Source organism: Serratia sp. EWG9 (assembly GCF_019913725.1).
GTDB classification, from domain to species: Bacteria; Pseudomonadota; Gammaproteobacteria; order Enterobacterales; family Enterobacteriaceae; genus Serratia; species Serratia ureilytica.
The window spans coordinates 301,750-319,350 of record NZ_JADNRO010000004.1 but is presented as its reverse complement, the minus strand read 5'-3'; the positions used below and the strand labels follow the sequence as shown (position 1 = coordinate 319,350).

At 62.3% G+C, this 17,601-nt stretch carries 15 protein-coding genes; 9 read left to right on the top strand and 6 right to left on the bottom strand.

The genetic code is table 11. The features are described from left to right. The first annotated feature begins 98 nt into the window (after window positions 1-98). Both metC and ITX55_RS12175 read left to right on the top strand, forming a co-directional pair. Window positions 99-1,295, top strand: coding sequence for a cystathionine beta-lyase (gene metC, locus ITX55_RS12180; protein ID WP_033644631.1), 1,197 nt, complete (start codon window positions 99-101; stop codon window positions 1,293-1,295). Between the two features lie 145 nt (window positions 1,296-1,440). After that, window positions 1,441-2,103 carry a DedA family protein gene (locus ITX55_RS12175; protein WP_033644630.1) on the top strand — a complete coding sequence of 221 codons (663 nt, stop codon included), beginning with the start codon at window positions 1,441-1,443 and terminating at the stop codon, window positions 2,101-2,103. Window positions 2,104-2,113: 10 nt separating this feature from the next. Here the strand turns inward: ITX55_RS12175 and ITX55_RS12170 are convergent, their stop codons facing one another. Continuing rightward, window positions 2,114-3,034, bottom strand: coding sequence for a LysR family transcriptional regulator (locus ITX55_RS12170; RefSeq protein WP_042785382.1), 921 nt, complete (start codon window positions 3,032-3,034; stop codon window positions 2,114-2,116). 107 nt (window positions 3,035-3,141) lie between these two features. On the opposite strand from ITX55_RS12170, the gene ITX55_RS12165 reads away from it, so the two are divergent. After that, window positions 3,142-4,170, top strand: a complete 1,029-nt coding sequence (locus ITX55_RS12165; RefSeq protein WP_042785383.1) for an NAD(P)-dependent alcohol dehydrogenase — start codon at window positions 3,142-3,144, stop codon at window positions 4,168-4,170. Window positions 4,171-4,189: 19 nt separating this feature from the next. Here the strand turns inward: ITX55_RS12165 and ITX55_RS12160 are convergent, their stop codons facing one another. Beyond that, window positions 4,190-5,077: an AraC family transcriptional regulator gene (locus ITX55_RS12160; RefSeq protein WP_202396379.1), complete on the bottom strand. Its 888-nt coding sequence runs from the start codon at window positions 5,075-5,077 to the stop codon at window positions 4,190-4,192. Window positions 5,078-5,303: 226 nt separating this feature from the next. Between ITX55_RS12160 and yqhD the strand changes: the two genes are divergently transcribed. The 3 genes from yqhD (at window position 5,304) to ITX55_RS12145 (ending at window position 8,327) form a co-directional block, all read left to right on the top strand. Further along, a complete protein-coding gene (yqhD, locus tag ITX55_RS12155; protein ID WP_033644626.1) occupies window positions 5,304-6,467 on the top strand; it encodes an alcohol dehydrogenase in 1,164 nt (387 codons plus the stop codon). Window positions 6,468-6,754: 287 nt separating this feature from the next. Then, window positions 6,755-7,579 (top strand): 2,5-didehydrogluconate reductase DkgA, encoded by an 825-nt coding sequence (gene dkgA / locus ITX55_RS12150; RefSeq protein WP_016930128.1) that lies wholly within the window; start codon window positions 6,755-6,757, stop codon window positions 7,577-7,579. Between the two features lie 142 nt (window positions 7,580-7,721). Beyond that, window positions 7,722-8,327, top strand: a complete 606-nt coding sequence (locus ITX55_RS12145; protein ID WP_033644624.1) for a transglycosylase SLT domain-containing protein — start codon at window positions 7,722-7,724, stop codon at window positions 8,325-8,327. A gap of 62 nt (window positions 8,328-8,389) precedes the next feature. On the opposite strand, the gene ITX55_RS12140 is transcribed toward ITX55_RS12145, so the two are convergent. Next, window positions 8,390-10,558 (bottom strand): YgiQ family radical SAM protein, encoded by a 2,169-nt coding sequence (locus ITX55_RS12140; protein ID WP_033644623.1) that lies wholly within the window; start codon window positions 10,556-10,558, stop codon window positions 8,390-8,392. 80 nt (window positions 10,559-10,638) lie between these two features. Then, window positions 10,639-11,373: a GntR family transcriptional regulator gene (locus ITX55_RS12135; RefSeq protein ID WP_149542313.1), complete on the bottom strand. Its 735-nt coding sequence runs from the start codon at window positions 11,371-11,373 to the stop codon at window positions 10,639-10,641. 659 nt (window positions 11,374-12,032) lie between these two features. Between ITX55_RS12135 and ITX55_RS12130 the strand changes: the two genes are divergently transcribed. After that, a complete protein-coding gene (locus ITX55_RS12130; RefSeq protein ID WP_223085089.1) occupies window positions 12,033-13,430 on the top strand; it encodes a cytosine permease in 1,398 nt (465 codons plus the stop codon). Beyond that, on the top strand, window positions 13,427-14,359 hold the full coding sequence (locus ITX55_RS12125) for a PfkB family carbohydrate kinase (protein WP_223085088.1): 933 nt from the start codon (window positions 13,427-13,429) through the stop codon (window positions 14,357-14,359). Before ITX55_RS12130 ends, ITX55_RS12125 begins: the two co-directional genes overlap by 4 nt. 35 nt (window positions 14,360-14,394) lie before the next feature. Here the strand turns inward: ITX55_RS12125 and ITX55_RS12120 are convergent, their stop codons facing one another. Continuing rightward, window positions 14,395-15,645 carry a nucleoside permease gene (locus ITX55_RS12120; RefSeq protein WP_089192639.1) on the bottom strand — a complete coding sequence of 417 codons (1,251 nt, stop codon included), beginning with the start codon at window positions 15,643-15,645 and terminating at the stop codon, window positions 14,395-14,397. A gap of 81 nt (window positions 15,646-15,726) precedes the next feature. Beyond that, window positions 15,727-16,548, bottom strand: a complete 822-nt coding sequence (xapA, locus tag ITX55_RS12115) for a xanthosine phosphorylase (protein WP_033651299.1) — start codon at window positions 16,546-16,548, stop codon at window positions 15,727-15,729. Window positions 16,549-16,684: 136 nt separating this feature from the next. Between xapA and ITX55_RS12110 the strand changes: the two genes are divergently transcribed. Further along, window positions 16,685-17,596 (top strand): LysR family transcriptional regulator, encoded by a 912-nt coding sequence (locus ITX55_RS12110; protein ID WP_206357830.1) that lies wholly within the window; start codon window positions 16,685-16,687, stop codon window positions 17,594-17,596. Window positions 17,597-17,601 lie beyond the last annotated feature (5 nt).

Genomic DNA, 17,601 nt, shown 5'->3' with positions numbered 1-17,601 from the left:
CCAGAAGTTAAAACGTCTGGATGGCTATAATAACTCATGCTAACGTAAGGGCTATCGCAAACGGGCAGTGCAGAGCAACCAGAGGTGAGCCAGGTACCATGACGTCAAAACACATCGAAACCACGCTGATCGGCGCCGGCCGCGGCAAACGCTACACCCAGGGCTCCGTCAACCCCGTGACTCAACGCGCCTCTTCCCTGGTCTTCGACTCCGTCGCCGCCAAAAAACAGGCCACCGCGCAACGCGCCCACGGCGAGCTGTTTTATGGCCGACGCGGCACGCTGACCCACTTCGCGCTGCAGGATGCGATGGTGGAGCTCGAGGGCGGCGCCGGCTGCGTGCTGTACCCCTGCGGCGCGGCGGCGGTGGCCAATGCGATCCTGTCGTTCGTCGGCGCCGGCGATCACCTGCTGGTCACCGGCTCAGCGTATGAACCGACCCAGGACTTCTGCACCCACATCCTCGGCCGCATGAACGTCAGCACCACCTATTTCGATCCGCTGATCGGCGCCGACATCGCCACGCTTATCCAACCCAATACCCGCGTGGTGTTCCTTGAGTCCCCCGGCTCCATCACCCTGGAAGTGCAGGATATCCCGGCGATGGTGCAAGCCATTCGCGCCGTGGCGCCGGACGTGGTGATCATGATAGACAACACCTGGGCGGCGGGCGTGCTGTTCAAGGCGCTGGATTTCGACATCGACATTTCCATTCAGGCCGGCACCAAATACCTGATCGGCCATTCCGATTACATGCTCGGCACCGCCGTCGCCAACGCGCGCTGTTGGGAGCAACTGCGCGAGTACTCCTATCTGATGGGGCAGATGGTGGATGCCGACACCGCCTACATGGCGAGCCGCGGCCTGCGCACCCTGAGCGTGCGGCTCAAGCAGCACGAACGCAGCAGCATTGAGGTCGCCAACTGGCTGGCCGAACGGCCGGAGGTGGCGACGGTCAATCACCCGGCCCTGCCCAGCTGCAAGGGCCACGCGTTCTACCGCCGCGACTTCAGCGGCTGCAACGGGCTGTTCTCTTTCGTGCTGAAAGAGCGGCTGGATGAGGCGCAGCTGGCCGCTTACCTGGACAACTTCAGCCACTTCAGCATGGCCTACTCCTGGGGCGGCTTCGAGTCGCTGATCCTGGCCAATCAGCCGGAAGAACTGGAAGCGATCCGCCCGGCGGGCGGCGTCGATTTTTCCGGCACGCTGGTGCGGTTGCATATCGGTCTGGAGAACGTCGAAGACCTGATCGCCGATCTGGCGGCCGGCTTCGATCGCCTCAACGGCGTGCGCTAAGGCGGATTCCGGTAATTTTCTTCGTCTCGTTTAATGTCGGCTTAAGCTATTAGCGGTACACTAACCGGGTAACTGTCAGATACGGTAACCGCCGCATCCTGGAGAACGTGACCCCGGGCGCAACCGGCATGCAACAGGACATAAAATGGATGTATTACGAGAGATTATTCATGCGCTTTGGCAGCAGGACTTCATCGCCCTCGCCGATCCCAGCGTGATTTGGGTGGTTTACGCCGTACTTTTCACCACCTTGTTTTTGGAAAACGGACTGCTGCCCGCCTCCTTCCTCCCCGGTGATAGCCTGCTGTTGCTGTCGGGCGCGCTGATCGCCAAAGGCGTGATGGGCTTTGCCCCCACCCTGTTGATTCTGACCGCCGCCGCCGGCCTCGGCTGCTGGCTGAGCTATATCCAGGGCCGCTGGCTGGGCCACACCAGCCTGGTGAAAGGCTGGCTGCTGCAACTGCCGGCGCAATACCATCAGCGCGCGCATAACCTGTTCAACCGCCACGGGCTGACGGCGCTGCTGATCGGCCGCTTCCTCGGCTTCGTACGTACGCTGCTGCCGACCATGGCCGGCATTTCCGGGCTCAACAGCTCTCGTTTCCAGGTGTTCAACTGGCTGAGCGCAGCGATCTGGGTCTGCGCGCTGGTCGGCCTCGGCTACGCTTTCAGCCAAATTCCGCTGGTGAAACGCCACGAAAGCCAGGTGATGACCGGCCTGATGCTGCTGCCGCTGCTGCTGCTGTTCGTCGGCCTGCTCGGCGCCATGCTGGTGGTCTGGCGTAAAAAACGCGCCTCCTCTTCCTGATCCCGGCGCGCTACAGCGCTTTCTCGACCAACGCCAGGCGAGGCGGCAACTTGCTCACCAGCGTATCCACCGCCAGCCGCACCTTCAGCGGCAGGTGAGGCGTGTGCGGCCACACCGCATGCGCTTCAAAGGCGGCGCCGGGCCGATCGCGCAGCAGGCGCACCAGCGCCCCGCTCAACAGCTGCTCACGCACCAGCCAACACGGCAGCCAGGCGATGCCGAACCCGGCCGTCGCCGCATCCGCAATCGCCTGCAAATCGTCCATCTGCAATCGGTTATTCGGCATCACTTCCTGCGGCTCGCCGTTCTCGTCCAGCACCCGCCAACTGCGCCGCGCGCCGGCGCGCATATAGGTCACCGCCTCGTGCTGAGCCAGTTGCTCAATGCTGTGCGGTTCGCCGCACCGCTGCAGATAGGCCGGCGAGGCGCACAGCGTCATGCGGTGATCGCCGATGCGCCGCGCCACCAGCCCATTGCTGTTGGCCAGCGTGCCGTTGCGGATCGCCATATCGAAACCGTCCTCAATCAGATCCACCACCCGATCGCTGAACGACAGCTCCAGCTCCAGGCCGGGATGCTCACGCGTCAGCTCGGTCAGCAGCGGCGCGATGCACATGCGGCCAAACAACACCGGCATCGATACCCGCAGCCGGCCACTGACCTGCCGCTTGCCCGACTCCAGCAGCGTTTCCGCGCCGCGGATCTCCTCCAGCGCCCGCAGGCAACGCTCATAGAACAACGCGCCGTCGTCGGTCAGGCTCTGGCTGCGGGTGGTGCGATGAAACAGCCGCACGCCCAGCCGCTGTTCCAGCCGGGCGATCGTTTTCCCCACCGCCGAGCGCGACAGGTGCAGCCGACTGGCCGCCAACGCAAAACTGCCCGCCTCCACGGCGGTGACGAATACCGAAATGCCGCTCAATCGATCGCTCATGGTTTGTCGCTCTAAAAGAAACAATCTGCGGAAATCTTATCGCCACTGGCGAACCTTCATCAACGATATTATCGACAGGTCGTTAATCGCAGACTTTGGAGAACATCATGACCGACACGATGCAACGCTGGACGATGGACGCCCTCGGGCGTGAACACCTGCAGCTGACCACCGACGCGATCCCGCAGCCGGGGCCGCGCGAGATCAGAGTGAAAGTGAAGGCGGTAGCGCTCAACTACCGCGACAAAATGATGATTGAAAGCGGCATGGGGCTGACGCTGCCGCAGTCGTTCACCCCCGCCTCGGACATGGCCGGCGAGGTCGACGCCGTCGGGCCCGGCGTCAGCCGTTTCCAACCTGGCGCCCGGGTCATTTCTACCTTCAGCCCCGGCTGGATCGACGGCCGGCAAAAACCGTACGGCGATGCGCGCCAGGTGCCTTACCACACCCTTGGCGGCTTCTATCAGGGCGTGCTGGCGGAATATGTGATTTTGCATGAAGAGTGGCTGGTGGCGGCGCCGGCGTCGCTGGACGACGTACAGGCCAGCACCCTGCCTTGCGCCGGGCTGACCGCCTGGTTCGCGCTGGTGGAACAGGGCAAACTGCATGCCGGTGAGACGGTGCTGGTGCAAGGCACCGGCGGCGTGGCGCTGTTCGCGCTGCAGATCGCCAAAGCCCACGGCGCGGAGGTCTATGTCACCTCCGGCAGCGATGAAAAGCTGGCGCGAGCCCTGGCATTGGGCGCCAATCATGGCATCAACCGGCTGGACGGCGATTGGGTGGAGGCGATTTATGCGCTGACGCAGGATCGCGGCATCGATCATGTGATCGATACCGTCGGCGGCCCGAATTTGGGCAACTCGGTGCGCGCCGTGGCGGTGGGCGGCCGCATCTCAGTGATCGGCGTGCTGGCGGGCGCCGAGATCACCGCCCCCGCCGGCCTGCTGCTGCTGAAATCGGCGGCGATCCAGGGCATCGGCGTCGGCCACCGCCGCGCGCTGGAAGATCTGGTGCGCGCCGTGGACGCCGTCAACCTGCAGCCGGTGATCGACCAGGTATACCGGCTCGATCAACTGCCGCAGGCGTTGGATCACCTCGATCGCGGCCCGTTCGGCAAGATCGTGCTGACCCCATAGCCCGCCGCCCGGCGGCGGCTCACCCCTCCAGCATCAGCGGATTGGCGTCGCGCAGCCGGGCGACTTCATCCCCCGGCGTGACGCCAAACAGGCGTTTGAATTCACGGCTGAACTGCGACGCGCTCTCGTAGCCGACGCGGATCGCCGCGGTACTGGCCTTCAGGCCGTCATGCACCATCAGCAAACGCGCCTTGTGCAGCCGGTACGACTTCACGTACTGCAGCGGCGAGGTGTTGGTCACCGCCTTGAAGTTATGGTGAAACGCCGACACGCTCATGTTGACCTCGCCGGCCAACTGCTCGACGTTGAGGCTCTCGGCATACTGATTTTCTATGCGCCGCAGCGCCTTGGCGATCTGACTGAAATGGGTATGACGGTTGACCAGCTCCTGCAGCGACGCGCCGCAGGCGCCGCGCAGCACGTAGTAGAGGATCTCGCGCACGATCTGCGGCCCCAACACCCGAGCGTCGAGCGGCTTGGCCATCACGTCCAGCAGACGTTCGGTGGCGCACAACAGCTCTTCCGTCAGCTCGGCCAGGTTTACGCCGTTGCTCTCCGCGCGCGGCTGCATCAGGTAGTCGTCGTCGCCGATGTCGATCAGCAAGTCCTGCAGCATTTGGGTATCGATATTGACCGCCAATCCAACCAGCGGCAGCTCCGGGCTGGCGAAGGTTTCGCACTCGAACGGCAGCGGCACCGTCATCAGCAGGTAGTTGCGCGGATCGTACTGGAACACCTTGTTGCCGCAATAGCCGACCTTGTGCCCCTGAAAGATGATGACGATCCCCGGTTCGTACATCACCGGCTGGCGCGGGCAGTGGCGATCGACATACAGGATCTTCACCCGCGGCACCGGTGACGGCGTATAGCCGTTGCCGGTGGCGATAGCCATCGCCTGGCGCGCCATGCGGCTGCGCAGCGCATCGATTTCAGTCACGGAAACACCCTCTTACAGTCAGAACGATTCGGCATAAATCATAATTTAAAACTCTCTATTTCTACAGTCATCTGTAGAAATAGGCAAGAACCAAACAGGAATGTGCATTGTGCGTTACCGCCAGGTTGCTGACAATACGGGCCAGAAACCTTTGCGCCGCTTTGGCGCCCGCCTGACAGAAAGAGAGAAATCAGCCATGCAAAACTTCATTCTGCATACCCCAACCAAAATCCTGTTCGGCAAGCAGCAAATCGCCGAAGTGGCCGGCCAGATCCCGGCGGACGCGCGCATTCTGATCACCTACGGTGGCGGCAGCGTGAAGAAAAACGGCGTGCTCGACCAGGTGTATAGCGCGCTGGCCGGCCGCGACGTGCGGGAATTCTCCGGCATCGAACCTAACCCGACCTACGAAACCCTGATGAAAGCGGTCGAGGTGGTGAAAACGGAAAACATCGATTTCCTGCTGGCGGTCGGCGGCGGTTCGGTGGTTGACGGCACCAAGTTCATCGCCGCCGCGGCTCGTTATACGGCCGACAGCGATGCCTGGCATATTCTGCAGACCGTCGGCAGCCACATCACTGACGCGGTGCCGATGGGCTGCGTGCTGACGCTGCCGGCCACCGGTTCAGAATCCAACAGCGGCGCGGTGATCACCCGGAAGAGCAGCGGCGACAAGCAGCACTTCTTCTCACCGCTGGTGCAGCCGCGCTTCGCCGTACTGGATCCGGTGGTGACCTACTCGCTGCCGCCGCGCCAGGTAGCCAACGGCGTGGTCGACGCCTTCGTACACACCCTGGAACAGTATCTGACCTACCCGGTCGACGCCAAGGTGCAGGATCGCTTCGCCGAAGGCCTGCTGTTGACCCTGCTGGAAGACGGCCCGCGCGCGCTGGCCGAGCCGGAGAACTATGCGGTGCGCGCCAACGTGATGTGGAGCGCCACCATGGCGCTGAACGGCCTGATCGGCGCCGGCGTGCCGCAGGACTGGGCGACCCACATGCTGGGTCATGAGCTGACCGCCATGCACGACCTCGACCACGCGCAAACGCTGGCCATCGTGCTGCCGGCGCTGCTGCACGAGAAGAAAGCGCAGAAACGCGAAAAGCTGCTGCAGTACGCTGAACGCGTCTGGGGCCTGCGCGAAGGCAGCGAAGACAGCCGCATCGACGACGCGATCGCCGCCACCCGCGCCTTCTTCGAGCAGATGGGCGTGCCGACCCGCATGGCGGATTATCAGCTCGACGGCAGCAGCATTCCCGCGCTGCTCGACAAGCTGCAGCAGCACGGCATGACCGCCCTGGGCGAGCATCAGGACATCACCCTGGACGTCAGCCGCCGCATTTATGAAGCGGCGCGTTAATCGCAAAACGGCGATTTTTTGCTAGGCTTTAGTCTTCGCCAGCCATTTTTCGCCGCATTCTGCGCTCGGCCGATCGCCGGGCGCAGTCGGGCGCCTCAGCGCGCCGCCGCTCGTTTCGCACCCTTCGTCTTACCGCTCATTCGCAGGGAGAGCGGGGAGAAAATCGCCCTCCCGCCACCGCTGAAATTAGGCTGGCAAACCCGGCAACCGCCCATTTTGCCAACTAGAATTTATCTATAGCCGTTTCGGTGCCGCAGGCGCCGCAATCCGTACACAAGGAGATGCGCATGACAACGCAACAACCCATCATCAAACTCCACGATGGTAATCTGATGCCGCAGTTGGGTCTCGGCGTTTGGCAGGCGAGTATTGAAGAGACCACCCGCGCGGTCAGCAAAGCGCTGGAGATCGGTTACCGCTCCATCGACACCGCCGCGATCTACAAGAACGAGGAAGGCGTCGGCGCCGCGCTGCAGTCCAGCGCGCTGCCGCGCAGCGACCTGTTCATCACCACCAAGCTGTGGAACGACGATCAGGGCGATCCGCTGGCGGCGCTGGAAACCAGTCTGGAAAAGCTCAAGCTGGACTACGTGGATCTGTATCTGATCCACTGGCCGCGCCCGCAGCAGGATCAATACGTCTCCGCCTGGCGCGAGCTGATCAAACTGCGCGAACAAGGCCTGGTGAAAAGCATCGGCGTGTGCAACTTCCATACGCCGCACCTGCAGCGTCTGTTGGATGAAACCAACGTGGCGCCGGTCGTCAACCAGATCGAGCTGCACCCGTTGCTGCAACAGCGCCAGCTGCGCGCCTGGAACGCCACGCACCATATCGCCACCGAATCCTGGAGCCCGCTGGCGCAGGGCGGTGAAGGGGTATTCGACCAGCCGCTGATCAAGGCGCTGGCCGAGAAATATGAGAAGACTCCGGCGCAGATCGTGGTGCGCTGGCACCTGGACAGCGGCCTTATCGTGATCCCGAAATCGGTCACGCCGTCGCGCATCCGCGAAAACTTCGAGGTGTTTGATTTCAAACTCGATAAGGACGAACTGGGCGAGATCGCCAAGCTGGACGTCGGCAACCGCCTGGGGCCGGATCCGGATACCCTGTAACCCCCCTCAAGCCCTCTCCCGCCGGAGGGGGCTTTTCCTTCCTGCACATTGCTCCTTTGCGCCGCCTGACGTTATGATGACGACGCCGGAGGCTCCGGCCACCGGTTAACGCCGTTAAAAAAACAGACAAGCACGGAGCACCATGAAATTCTCTTTCTCACACGGGTCACGGCTGGGCATGCTTTGCATCATGCTGGTGCTGGCGGGTTGCGCCGGCAAGAAACAGCGCGTCAGCTACGATCGCCACGCCTTCGATAGCGCCATTCAAGACGCCGCCAGCGAATACGGCGTGGACGCCAAGCTGATCACCGCCATGATCCAGGTGGAGTCCGGCTTCAACCCTTCCGCAGTGAGCAGATCCAATGCGATCGGTCTGATGCAGCTGAAAGCCGATACCGCCGGCTGCGACGCCTACCGCTACAAAGGCAAACGCGGCTGCCCGGACGACGATGACCTGCGGGATCCCGACACCAATATCGATCTCGGCGCCGCCTATCTGGCCACCTTGCAAAAACAACAGCTTAAAGGGATCGCCAATCCCGTCACGCTGCGCTACGCCACCATCATCGCCTACGTCAACGGCACCGGGGCGCTGCTGCGCACCTTCTCCAGCAACCGCCAGCAGGCGATCGCGATGATTAACAACCTGTCGCCGGAAGCCTTTAACTGGCACGTGCGCAAATACCATCCCGCCCCGCAGGCGCCGCGCCATTTGATGAAAGTAGAAGCCGCTTACGAACGGTTGTAATTAGCCAAAGTAAAAAGGAGAACCCGAGGGTTCTCCTTTTTGTTTGCGCGCGGGCCTCGTCGTTACGGCTTGGCCCTGCGAATCGGTTTGCGCGGCGGTCGGTTGGACGGCGTGCGCTGCCGATTGATGTCGGTATGCTTGGTCAACGCCGGTCGGGTGTGGCGCTGCAGCCGTTTCGCTTCGCGCTGCTCGTCGATGCTCGGCGCCGGCACCAGACACTCGCGGCGGCTGCCGATCAGGTGCTTCAGCCCCATCTCTTCCAGCGCGGTGCGGATCAGCGCCCAGTTGGCCGGATCGTGGTAACGCAGCAGCGCCTTATGCAGGCGACGCTGGCGCTCGCCGCGCGGCACCACCACGTCTTCACTCTTGTACCCCACCTTGCTCAGCGGGTTTTTGCCGCTGTAATACATGGTGGTGGAGTTGGCCATCGGCGAAGGATAGAAGTTCTGCACCTGATCGAGGCGGAAACGGTTCTTCTTCAGCCACAGCGCCAGGTTCACCATGTCTTCATCGCGGGTGCCCGGGTGCGAAGAGATGAAGTACGGGATCAGGTACTGCTCTTTGCCCGCCTGCTTCGAATAGTGATCAAACAGCTGTTTGAAGCGATCGTAGCTGCCCATGCCCGGTTTCATCATTTTCGACAGCGGGCCTTCTTCGGTGTGCTCCGGCGCGATCTTCAGGTAGCCGCCGACGTGGTGGGTCGCCAGTTCCTTGATATAGCGCGGATCTTCCACCGCCAGATCGTAACGTACCCCGGAGGCGATCAGGATCTTCTTGATGCCCTCCAGCGAACGCGCGCGGCGGTAAAGCTTGATGGTCGGCTCGTGGTTGGTATCCATATAAGTGCAGATCTCCGGATACACGCACGAGGCGCGGCGGCAGGTCTGCTCGGCGCGCGGGTTGGTGCAGCGCAGCATATACATGTTGGCGGTCGGGCCGCCCAGATCGGAGATCACGCCGGTAAAGCCCGGCACTTTGTCGCGGATCTCTTCGATTTCGCGAACGATCGAATCTTCCGAACGGCTCTGGATGATGCGCCCTTCGTGCTCGGTGATCGAACAGAACGAACAGCCGCCGTAGCAACCGCGCATGATGTTCACCGAGAAGCGGATCATGTCGTAGGCAGGAATGCGCTCCTGACCGTAGGACGGGTGCGGCACGCGCTGGTAAGGCAGGGCGAAGACGCTGTCCATCTCCGGCGTGGTCAGCGGGATCGCCGGCGGGTTGATCCACACGTAGCGATCGCCGTGTTTTTGCATCAGCGCGCGGGCGCAGCCGGGGTTGGTTTCATGGTGCAAAATGCGCGAGGTGTGCGCATACAGCACCTTGTCGCCCTTCACTTTCTCGAAGGACGGCAGCAGCACGTAGGTCTTCTCCCACGGCTTCGGCTTGGCGGCGCGCACCGTGACAGGCTTGGCTTCCGGCTCCTTCGGTTTGGCGCCGTCGGCGCACGGCAGATCCTCGCCGTACGGGTTCGGGATAGGTTCGATGCGGCCCGGCTTGTCGAGGCGGGTGGAATCCACGCCGCTCCAGCCCGGCAGCGCTTCTTTACGCATCACCGCGGTATTGCGAATATCGTGGATATCGCCGATCTTCTCGCCGGCGGCCAGACGGTGCGCCACTTCCACCAGCGGGCGTTCGCCGTTGCCGTAGATCAGCATGTCGGCTTTGGAGTCCACCAGCACCGAGCGGCGCACGGTATCCGACCAATAGTCGTAATGGGCGATGCGACGCAGGCTGGCTTCGATGCCGCCCAGCACGATCGGCACGTCTTTATAGGCTTCTTTGCAGCGCTGGCTGTAGACCAGGGTGGCGCGATCCGGGCGCTTGCCACCGACGTTGCCGGCGGTGTAGGCGTCGTCGTGGCGCAGTTTGCGATCGGCGGTATAGCGGTTGATCATCGAATCCATGTTGCCGGCGGTGATGCCGAAGAACAGATTCGGTTTCCCCAACCGCATGAAGTCTTCTTTGTTGCTCCAGTCCGGCTGCGCGATGATGCCGACGCGGAAGCCCTGCGCTTCCAGCATGCGGCCGATGATCGCCATGCCGAAGCTCGGGTGATCGACATAGGCGTCGCCGCTGATGATGATCACGTCGCAGCTGTCCCAGCCCAGTTGATCCATCTCTGCTCGCGACATCGGTAAAAACGGCGCGGTGCCATAACATTCCGCCCAATAAGGCTTATAAGAAAACAGTTCACGATCGGGTTGGATCAGGCTGGTGGTGCTCATTCTGCTGCTCTTTTTACAGGTTAATTAATCGCCGGGCGGCGATTATACGCACTAGTGGCAAAAAGAGCATGGTTATTTCGCTAACCATTCACCTCGAATTCATAAACGTCGCTGCGGCACAAGATATCGCTGAACTCCAGCGCCTCGCCCCGGGCGTTGCGGCTGGTTTGGAGGATGTGCAACAACGGCGCGCCGCACGGTACGTTGAGCAGCTCGGCGACCTCGCCGCTGCAGGACACCGCCTTCAACAAAAAGTGTTTATCTTCAGGCACGATGCCGCGCGATTGCCATAACGCATACAGCGAATGCTCCAGCTGCGCCGGTTCAGGCAGGAAGCGCAGCGGAATATAGGTGGTTTCCAGCGAGACCGGGCTGCCGTTCAGCAAGCGTAAACGCCGCAGTTTGACCACCTCATCCCCTTCCGCGATCCCCAGCGCCGCCGCTGCCTTGGCCGGCGCGCCGACCCGCGCGCGCAGCAGCCATCGGTTGCTGACGCTGCTGCCGTGACGCAGCGCCTGAGCGGTAAAACCGCTGTCCTTATCGAGGGAATAGCCGATACGCATCGCCACGCGGGTGCCAACGCCCTGCTGCCGCGAAATCAGCCCCTTCTCCTCCAGCAGTTTCATCGCCTTGCTGACGGTGACGCGCGACAGCGCCAAACCTTCCGCCATGTGTCGCTCCGGCGGCAGAAATGCCTCCGCCGCCAGCACCTGCTGCCTGATCGCGGTTTCTATCGCCGTCGCCAGCTGAATATAGCGCGGCGCCGCCGCCCCCTGCGCCAGATGTTCACGCAGCCAGGCCATAAAATCCGTCATTCGCCCGCCCTCTTGTTCCGCCCTATGCCCAAACTTCGCTTTCTCCTATCGCCGATCCTGCGATAAAGCCTCTCACCATAACTAAAATATTGCTAATGTTTTCAGAGGGGCATCACAATTTTTATTCAATGGACTTTCATTGGATCTAGATCGCGCGTAATCTGTGCTTATTGATGTTGAAACATCAATGGCACCAACACCAGGGATCCACCTTTAAAACAACTAAAAATCCGCTGCCGACCAGACAGGACGCACCTGATGGTCAGGCAGCGGGCATACGCTGTCCGCATCCCGTTCGCTGAAGCGGATGGACGACCCTTTGGGATGAATTGCCCGCTTCTCGCCGTACCCGATGGGTCACGTTGCCCAAGACGCCACTACAAATGACAAATAATAAGCAACGGTGCTAATGGATAGCTTGCTCACGGCTCATCATCCCCTCGCGCGATCCCCCTTGCGCCGGGTGAAACGGACTGATGCCTGCAAATAAAAACGTTCTCTCTCTTCCAAACTCCGCTGCAGACCCACTCTTTGTCTACACTCATTGGCGCCGTGCGGTCGGCAAGCCTCATCCGAGGCGGCGGCCGCAGCGCCAACAAAATCGCTTTTCAGTTAACTGCGGCGGCCCTCAAGGCCCTGCGCAACAGGGATCAATTGCTATGACCGATATCAATCGCAATGAAGCATGGAAGGTAGAGAGCACCGGTATCGACCGGGTGCCGGATGCGGAACAGACCGGGCGGCCCATCGAGCTGTTTTGGATCTGGTCTGCAGCCAATATCGGCATTCTCGGCGTGGTGTATGGCGCCATCATCGTCGGCTTCGGCTTATCCTTCCTGCAATCGGTGCTCGCCGCCTTGTTCGGCGTCGCCAGCTTCGTGCTGGTTGGCCTCACCAGCTTCGCCGGCAAGCGCGGGCGCACCTCTACGCTGACGCTGTCGCGAGTGATTTTCGGGCTGAAGGGCAACGTGGCGCCTACCCTGTTCAGTTGGATCAATCTGATGGGCTGGGAAGCGGTCAACGTGATCACCGGCGCCCTGACGCTGGCGGCGCTGTTCGAGGCCTTCGGGCTGGGGGCCAGCCATCTGCTGACCGCGCTCAGCCTGTTGCTGTTCGCCGGGCTCACTATCGTCGTCAGCCTGCTGGGGCAGAATACCGTAGTCTGGATGCAAAGCTGGTTCAGCCGCATCTTCGGCACCATGACGCTGATCGTGGTGCTCTATATCCTGTTCAACACCGAGTGGAGCCAGGTGCTGGAGCTGCCTTCCGGCAGCTGGCTGACCGGCTTCCTGCCGGCGGTCTCGGTGATCGCCGCCGGTACCGGCATCAGTTGGGCGATCGCCGGCGCCGATTACAGCCGCTATCAAAGCCCGAATTCGTCGAGCAAAAGCATTTTCGCCGCGGTGATGGGCGGCGCCTGTTTGCCGCTGATGCTGCTGATGCTGGCCGGCATTCTGCTTTCCGTGCAGCTGCCCGATCTGGCCAACGCCGCCAATCCCATCGCGCTGATAGGCTCAGTGCTGCCCGCCTGGATGGCGATCCCTTATCTGCTGGCCGCCACCGCCGGCATCGTCACCATCGCGGTGCTCAGCCTGTATTCCGCCAGCCTTAACCTGCTGACCATCGGCGTGCAGGTCAAACAGTGGTTGGCGGTATCGATCGACGCCGTGGTGGTGCTGGGTATCGCCCTGTATGTGCTGTTCATCTCCGGTGACTTTATGGGGCCGTTCATCTCCTTCCTGGTGTTCTGCGGGGTGTTCCTGGCGGCCTGGGAGGCGATTTTCCTGCTCGATTACCTGTGCCTGCGCCGCCGCCACGGGTATGATGGCAACGCTTTGTACGGCCTGCATGGCCAGAACCGCGGCGTGCGCAAAGCCCCGCTGTTCTGCTGGTTCCTCGGCGCCCTGTGCGGCCTGCTGGTCACCAAAACCGGTTTTATCGACGGCCCGCTGGCTAAAGGCTTGTTTGCCGACTCCAGTCTGGGGCTGTTTGTGTCGTTTGCGGTTAGTCTGATCGCTTACGGTCTGTACCTGACCCAACGCAGAGAACATCAATGAATGAATGGGAAGCTGTAACGCCTGTCCTGGTGATGGGGGGCGCGGTCGGCGATCTGGTGATGGCGCTGCCGCGCCTGCCGACCAGCGGCGAAGATATCGAAGCCCAGCCGCAGGCGCGGCAAATCGGCGGTTGCGCGTTCAACGTGGCGCGCGCGCTGACGCGCCTTAAAGTGCCGGTGATCAACGGTATGCCGGTCGGCAACGGCGAATGGGGCGCGGCGATCGAAGCCGCCATGGGCGAACTGGGGCTGGAGGTGCTGCTGCGCCACGGCCAGATGGACAATGGCTGGTGCCTGGCGCTGGTGGAGCCGAACGGCGAACGCACCTTCATCACGGTTTCCGGTTGCGAAAGCCAATGGAATAAAGCGCAGCTGGCCACGCTGCCGCTGACGGAACACACCCTGATCTACGCCAGCGGCTACGAGCTGGCGGGCGAAAACGGCGAAGCGCTGCGCGAGTGGCTGACGCGCATGCCGTTCGACCAACCGCGTCTGATCGATCCTGGCCCGCGCATCGCCCAGCTCAGCGAAGATTTCTTCGCCATGCTCAGCGACAGCCACACCCTGCTGACGCTCAACCGCGACGAAGTGGCCGCGCTGTGCGGCGCCGGCGACGCAGTGGATGCCGCGCAGCGCTATGCCGCCGCCCGTAACCTGACGCTGATCTGCCGCCTGGATCGCGACGGCGCCTGGATCTGCGACGGCCGCACGCCGCCGCTGCACGTTCCCGCCTATCCGGTGGACGTCATCGATACCATCGGCGCGGGCGATGCCCACTGCGCCGGTTTGCTGGCGGGGCTGTCCGCCGGCTGGCCGCTGCCGCGGGCGGTCGATCTGGCCAACCGGCTCGCCGCCTGCGTGGTGGCCAGCCTCGGCGCCGCCAATCCGCCGGACCGGCATCAACTGCAACAACGCTTCCCGCAGGCCTGACGTTTCAGGGGCGCCGCCATCCAGCGCCCTCAGCCTTACTGCGCCGCCGCCGCACTCTCCTGCGGCGAGTGGCGATAGTTGAAGCTCAACGCGAACACAATCCCCAGCACCAGCGTATACAGCGCAAACACCAGCCAGATGCTCTGCCAGTCTTTCACGCCGTCACGGCTGAAGAAATCCACCACTTCGCCGCTGGCGAGCGCCCCCACATAGGCGCCCAGACCGTTGACCATGGTCATGAACAGCCCCTGCGCGCTGGCTCGGATGCGGTGATCGGCCTCCTTCTCGACGAAAATGGCGCCGGAAATATTAAAGAAGTCGAACGCGCAACCGTAAACGATCATCGACAACAGCAGCAGCACGAAACCAAAACCAACCGGCGTGCCGTAGGCCAGGAACAGGAAACGCAGCGTCCAGGCCGCCATGCTGATCAGCATCACCTGCTTGATGCCGTAACGGCGCAGGAAAAAGGGAATGGTGAGGATAAAGAACACTTCAGAGATCTGCGACAGCGACAGCAGCACCGCCGGATACCGGACGCTGAGGCTGTCCTGATATAGCGGATTGAGCGACAGATCGTGCAGGAACGGGTTGCCGAAGGTGTTGGTTATCTGCAGCGCCGCGCCGAGCAACATGGCGAACAGGAAAAACAGCGCCATGCGCCGCTGGCGAAACAGCACCAGCGCATCCAGCCCCAGCACGCTCACCCAGCGCTTCGACTCGGCCGCGCGGTTGGTCGGGCAGCGCGGCAGCGTCAGCGAATAGGCGGACAGCAGCAGCGACGCCGCAGAAGCCAGATACAGCTGCAGATTACTGAGCTCGATTTGGCTGAAACCGACCAGCCACATTGCCAGAATGAATCCCACGGTGCCGTACACCCGCACCGGCGGAAAGTCCTTTACCGTGTCAAAGCCGTGCTTCTCCAGGCAAAAATAGGAAATGGCGTTGGAGAGCGCGATGGTCGGCATATAGACCATGGCGTTGAACAGCATTACCCAGAACATCAGCATCGGTTGCTCAACCTGCGCCGCACAGTACAGCGCCAGCGCCCCGAGCAGGTGGCAAAGCGCATACAGGTAGTTGGCCCTCATCCAACGGTCGGCGATGATGCCCGCCAGGCCCGGCATGATCAGCGCCGCGATCCCCTTGGCGCTGTAAACCATTCCCACCTGCATGCCGCTGAAATGCAGCGTGTTGATCATATAGGAGCCCAGCGTCACCAGCCAGGCGCCCCAGATAAAGAACTGCAGGAAAATCATCACCTTCAATCGTGTTTTTATCGCCATCGCCATCACCTTGTTATTATGCTTTCAACGATGATTGGTGCGGCGGGCCCCCTGCAGCCCGCCGCCGGTTTGCTTACGGTGTCACAGCGTTTTGAACAGCTCGCGGATAAGGCGCATGAAATCGTCCGCCGCCAGCGCCGCGCAGCTGAGCGTTTGTTCGTGAGAAAGAGGCGTATCCGACAGCCCTTCGGCGTAGTTGGTCATCGCGGACACCACCAGCACCTTGAGGCCGCAGTGGCGCGCCGTCAGGACTTCCGGCACGATCGACATGCCCACGACGTCGCAGCCGAGGGTCTGCATCATGCGGATCTCCGCCGGCGTTTCGAAGTTCGGCCCGGTGTAAGCGGCGAACACCCCTTCCGCCAGCGGGATGCCCGCGCTTTCGGCCACCGCCGCCAGTTGGGCGCGCAGATCGCGATCGTAGGCGTTCGCCAGGCTGAAGAAGCGCGGCCCGAAGCGCTCGTCGTTGGCACCGACCAGCGGCGATTCCGGCATGAAATTGATATGATCGGTAATGGCCACCAGGCTGCCCGGCGCTACCGAGCGGCGCAGCGAACCGGCGGCGTTGGTCGCCAACAGGAATTCGCAGCCCAGCAGTTTGAAGGTGCGCACTGCGGTGGTCATCACCTGCATGCCGCGCCCTTCATAGAAGTGGCCGCGCCCTTTCATGCACAAGACCGGCACGCCCTCCAGCTTGCCGGCGACCAGTTGCCCGGCGTGGCCGGCGACGCCGCTCACCGGGAAGCCCGGCAGCGCCGCGTAATCGAGGGTGACGGTTTCGGTCATCACCTCCGCCAGAGCGCCGAGACCGGAGCCGAGAATCAAGGCCGCTTTCGGCTGAAAACCCGGCAGACGTGCGCGGACAACATCGGCGCAGATAAAAGCATCTTCTTGATTAAACATCGTATTCTCTCTTTAAGCGGGGGACAATAAGCCCCATAGTAGAGAGCGAGGCGCGGCCGAGACCAATACATTCTTGGCGGCCGATTTATTCCATTTATCTATAAGTTGAGCTGCGTCACAGGAGTCGATACCCCGGATGAACCCGCCCCATGCCCTGCCCGATCCCGGTCGGATTAACTTCCGCCTGCTGCACTATTTCCGCGTGGTGGCGGAAGAGATGAATTTCACTCAGGCGGCGCGGCGGTTGAATATGTCACAGCCGCCGCTCAGCAAGCACATCAAAGAGCTGGAGAACCAGCTCGGCGTGATGCTGTTCAAACGCACCACCCGCTCCATGACGCTGACGCCGGCCGGCCGCACGCTGCTGCGCAACGTCGAGCGGCTGCTGGATCAGGCCGACAGCGCGCTGCATCAGGTGCAACAAATGGGGCGCGGCGAAGGCGGCCACATGGTGGTCGGCATGGTCGGCACCTCGGCCTGGGGCGGCTTGATTGCGGCGCTGCGGCGGTTCAGCGAGCAGAGCGTCGGCGCTACCTGGTCGTTGAATGAGCTGACGCCCAGCCAGCAAATCGCCGCGCTGCAAAAGCGGCATATCGATATCGGGGTATGGCGAGAGGCGCAGCAGCAGACGCTGCCGGGATTGAGCTGCCAACGGCTGGCGCGCGAAAGCATCGCCGTGGTGCTGCCGCTTGATCATCCGCTGGCGCAGCAGGAAAACATTCCGCTGGCGGCGCTGCAGAACGACAGCTTCATCGTGCTGCCGCCGCATGAGGCCAGCCTGGGGCTGTATCTGCACAATCTGTGTCTGCAGCAGGGATTTTTGCCGGACGTCGCTTATCAGGTCAATGAACCGCAAACCCTGCTGGCGCTGGTGGCGGAAGGCTGCGGCATTACGCTGCTGCCGGACAGCTACGGCCGCATCCCGTGGCCCGGCGTGCGGTTTTGCTCGCTGCAGCAGGCGCCCCCGGCGGATCTGTATGCGGTATACCGTACCGACAGCGTCACGCCGGTGGTGCAGGCTTTTTTGGCGATGCTGCGGGCGCCCTAAGCGGC

Excerpts from the sequence above, each read along its gene's own strand:
- metC (WP_033644631.1), top strand. The coding sequence starts at position 99 with ATGACGTCAAAACACATCGAAACCACGCTGATCGGCGCCGGCCGCGGC.
- ITX55_RS12145 (WP_033644624.1), top strand. The coding sequence starts at position 7,722 with ATGAAATTCTCTTTCTCACACGGGTCACGGCTGGGCATGCTTTGCATC.
- dkgA (WP_016930128.1), top strand. The coding sequence starts at position 6,755 with ATGACAACGCAACAACCCATCATCAAACTCCACGATGGTAATCTGATG.
- ITX55_RS12165 (WP_042785383.1), top strand. The coding sequence starts at position 3,142 with ATGACCGACACGATGCAACGCTGGACGATGGACGCCCTCGGGCGTGAA.
- ITX55_RS12130 (WP_223085089.1), top strand. The coding sequence starts at position 12,033 with ATGACCGATATCAATCGCAATGAAGCATGGAAGGTAGAGAGCACCGGT.
- ITX55_RS12120 (WP_089192639.1), bottom strand. The coding sequence starts at position 15,645 with ATGGCGATAAAAACACGATTGAAGGTGATGATTTTCCTGCAGTTCTTT.
- ITX55_RS12170 (WP_042785382.1), bottom strand. The coding sequence starts at position 3,034 with ATGAGCGATCGATTGAGCGGCATTTCGGTATTCGTCACCGCCGTGGAG.
- ITX55_RS12175 (WP_033644630.1), top strand. The coding sequence starts at position 1,441 with ATGGATGTATTACGAGAGATTATTCATGCGCTTTGGCAGCAGGACTTC.
- ITX55_RS12160 (WP_202396379.1), bottom strand. The coding sequence starts at position 5,077 with ATGGCGCGCCAGGCGATGGCTATCGCCACCGGCAACGGCTATACGCCG.
- ITX55_RS12125 (WP_223085088.1), top strand. The coding sequence starts at position 13,427 with ATGAATGAATGGGAAGCTGTAACGCCTGTCCTGGTGATGGGGGGCGCG.
- ITX55_RS12140 (WP_033644623.1), bottom strand. The coding sequence starts at position 10,558 with ATGAGCACCACCAGCCTGATCCAACCCGATCGTGAACTGTTTTCTTAT.
- ITX55_RS12110 (WP_206357830.1), top strand. The coding sequence starts at position 16,685 with ATGAACCCGCCCCATGCCCTGCCCGATCCCGGTCGGATTAACTTCCGC.
- xapA (WP_033651299.1), bottom strand. The coding sequence starts at position 16,548 with ATGTTTAATCAAGAAGATGCTTTTATCTGCGCCGATGTTGTCCGCGCA.
- yqhD (WP_033644626.1), top strand. The coding sequence starts at position 5,304 with ATGCAAAACTTCATTCTGCATACCCCAACCAAAATCCTGTTCGGCAAG.
- ITX55_RS12135 (WP_149542313.1), bottom strand. The coding sequence starts at position 11,373 with ATGACGGATTTTATGGCCTGGCTGCGTGAACATCTGGCGCAGGGGGCG.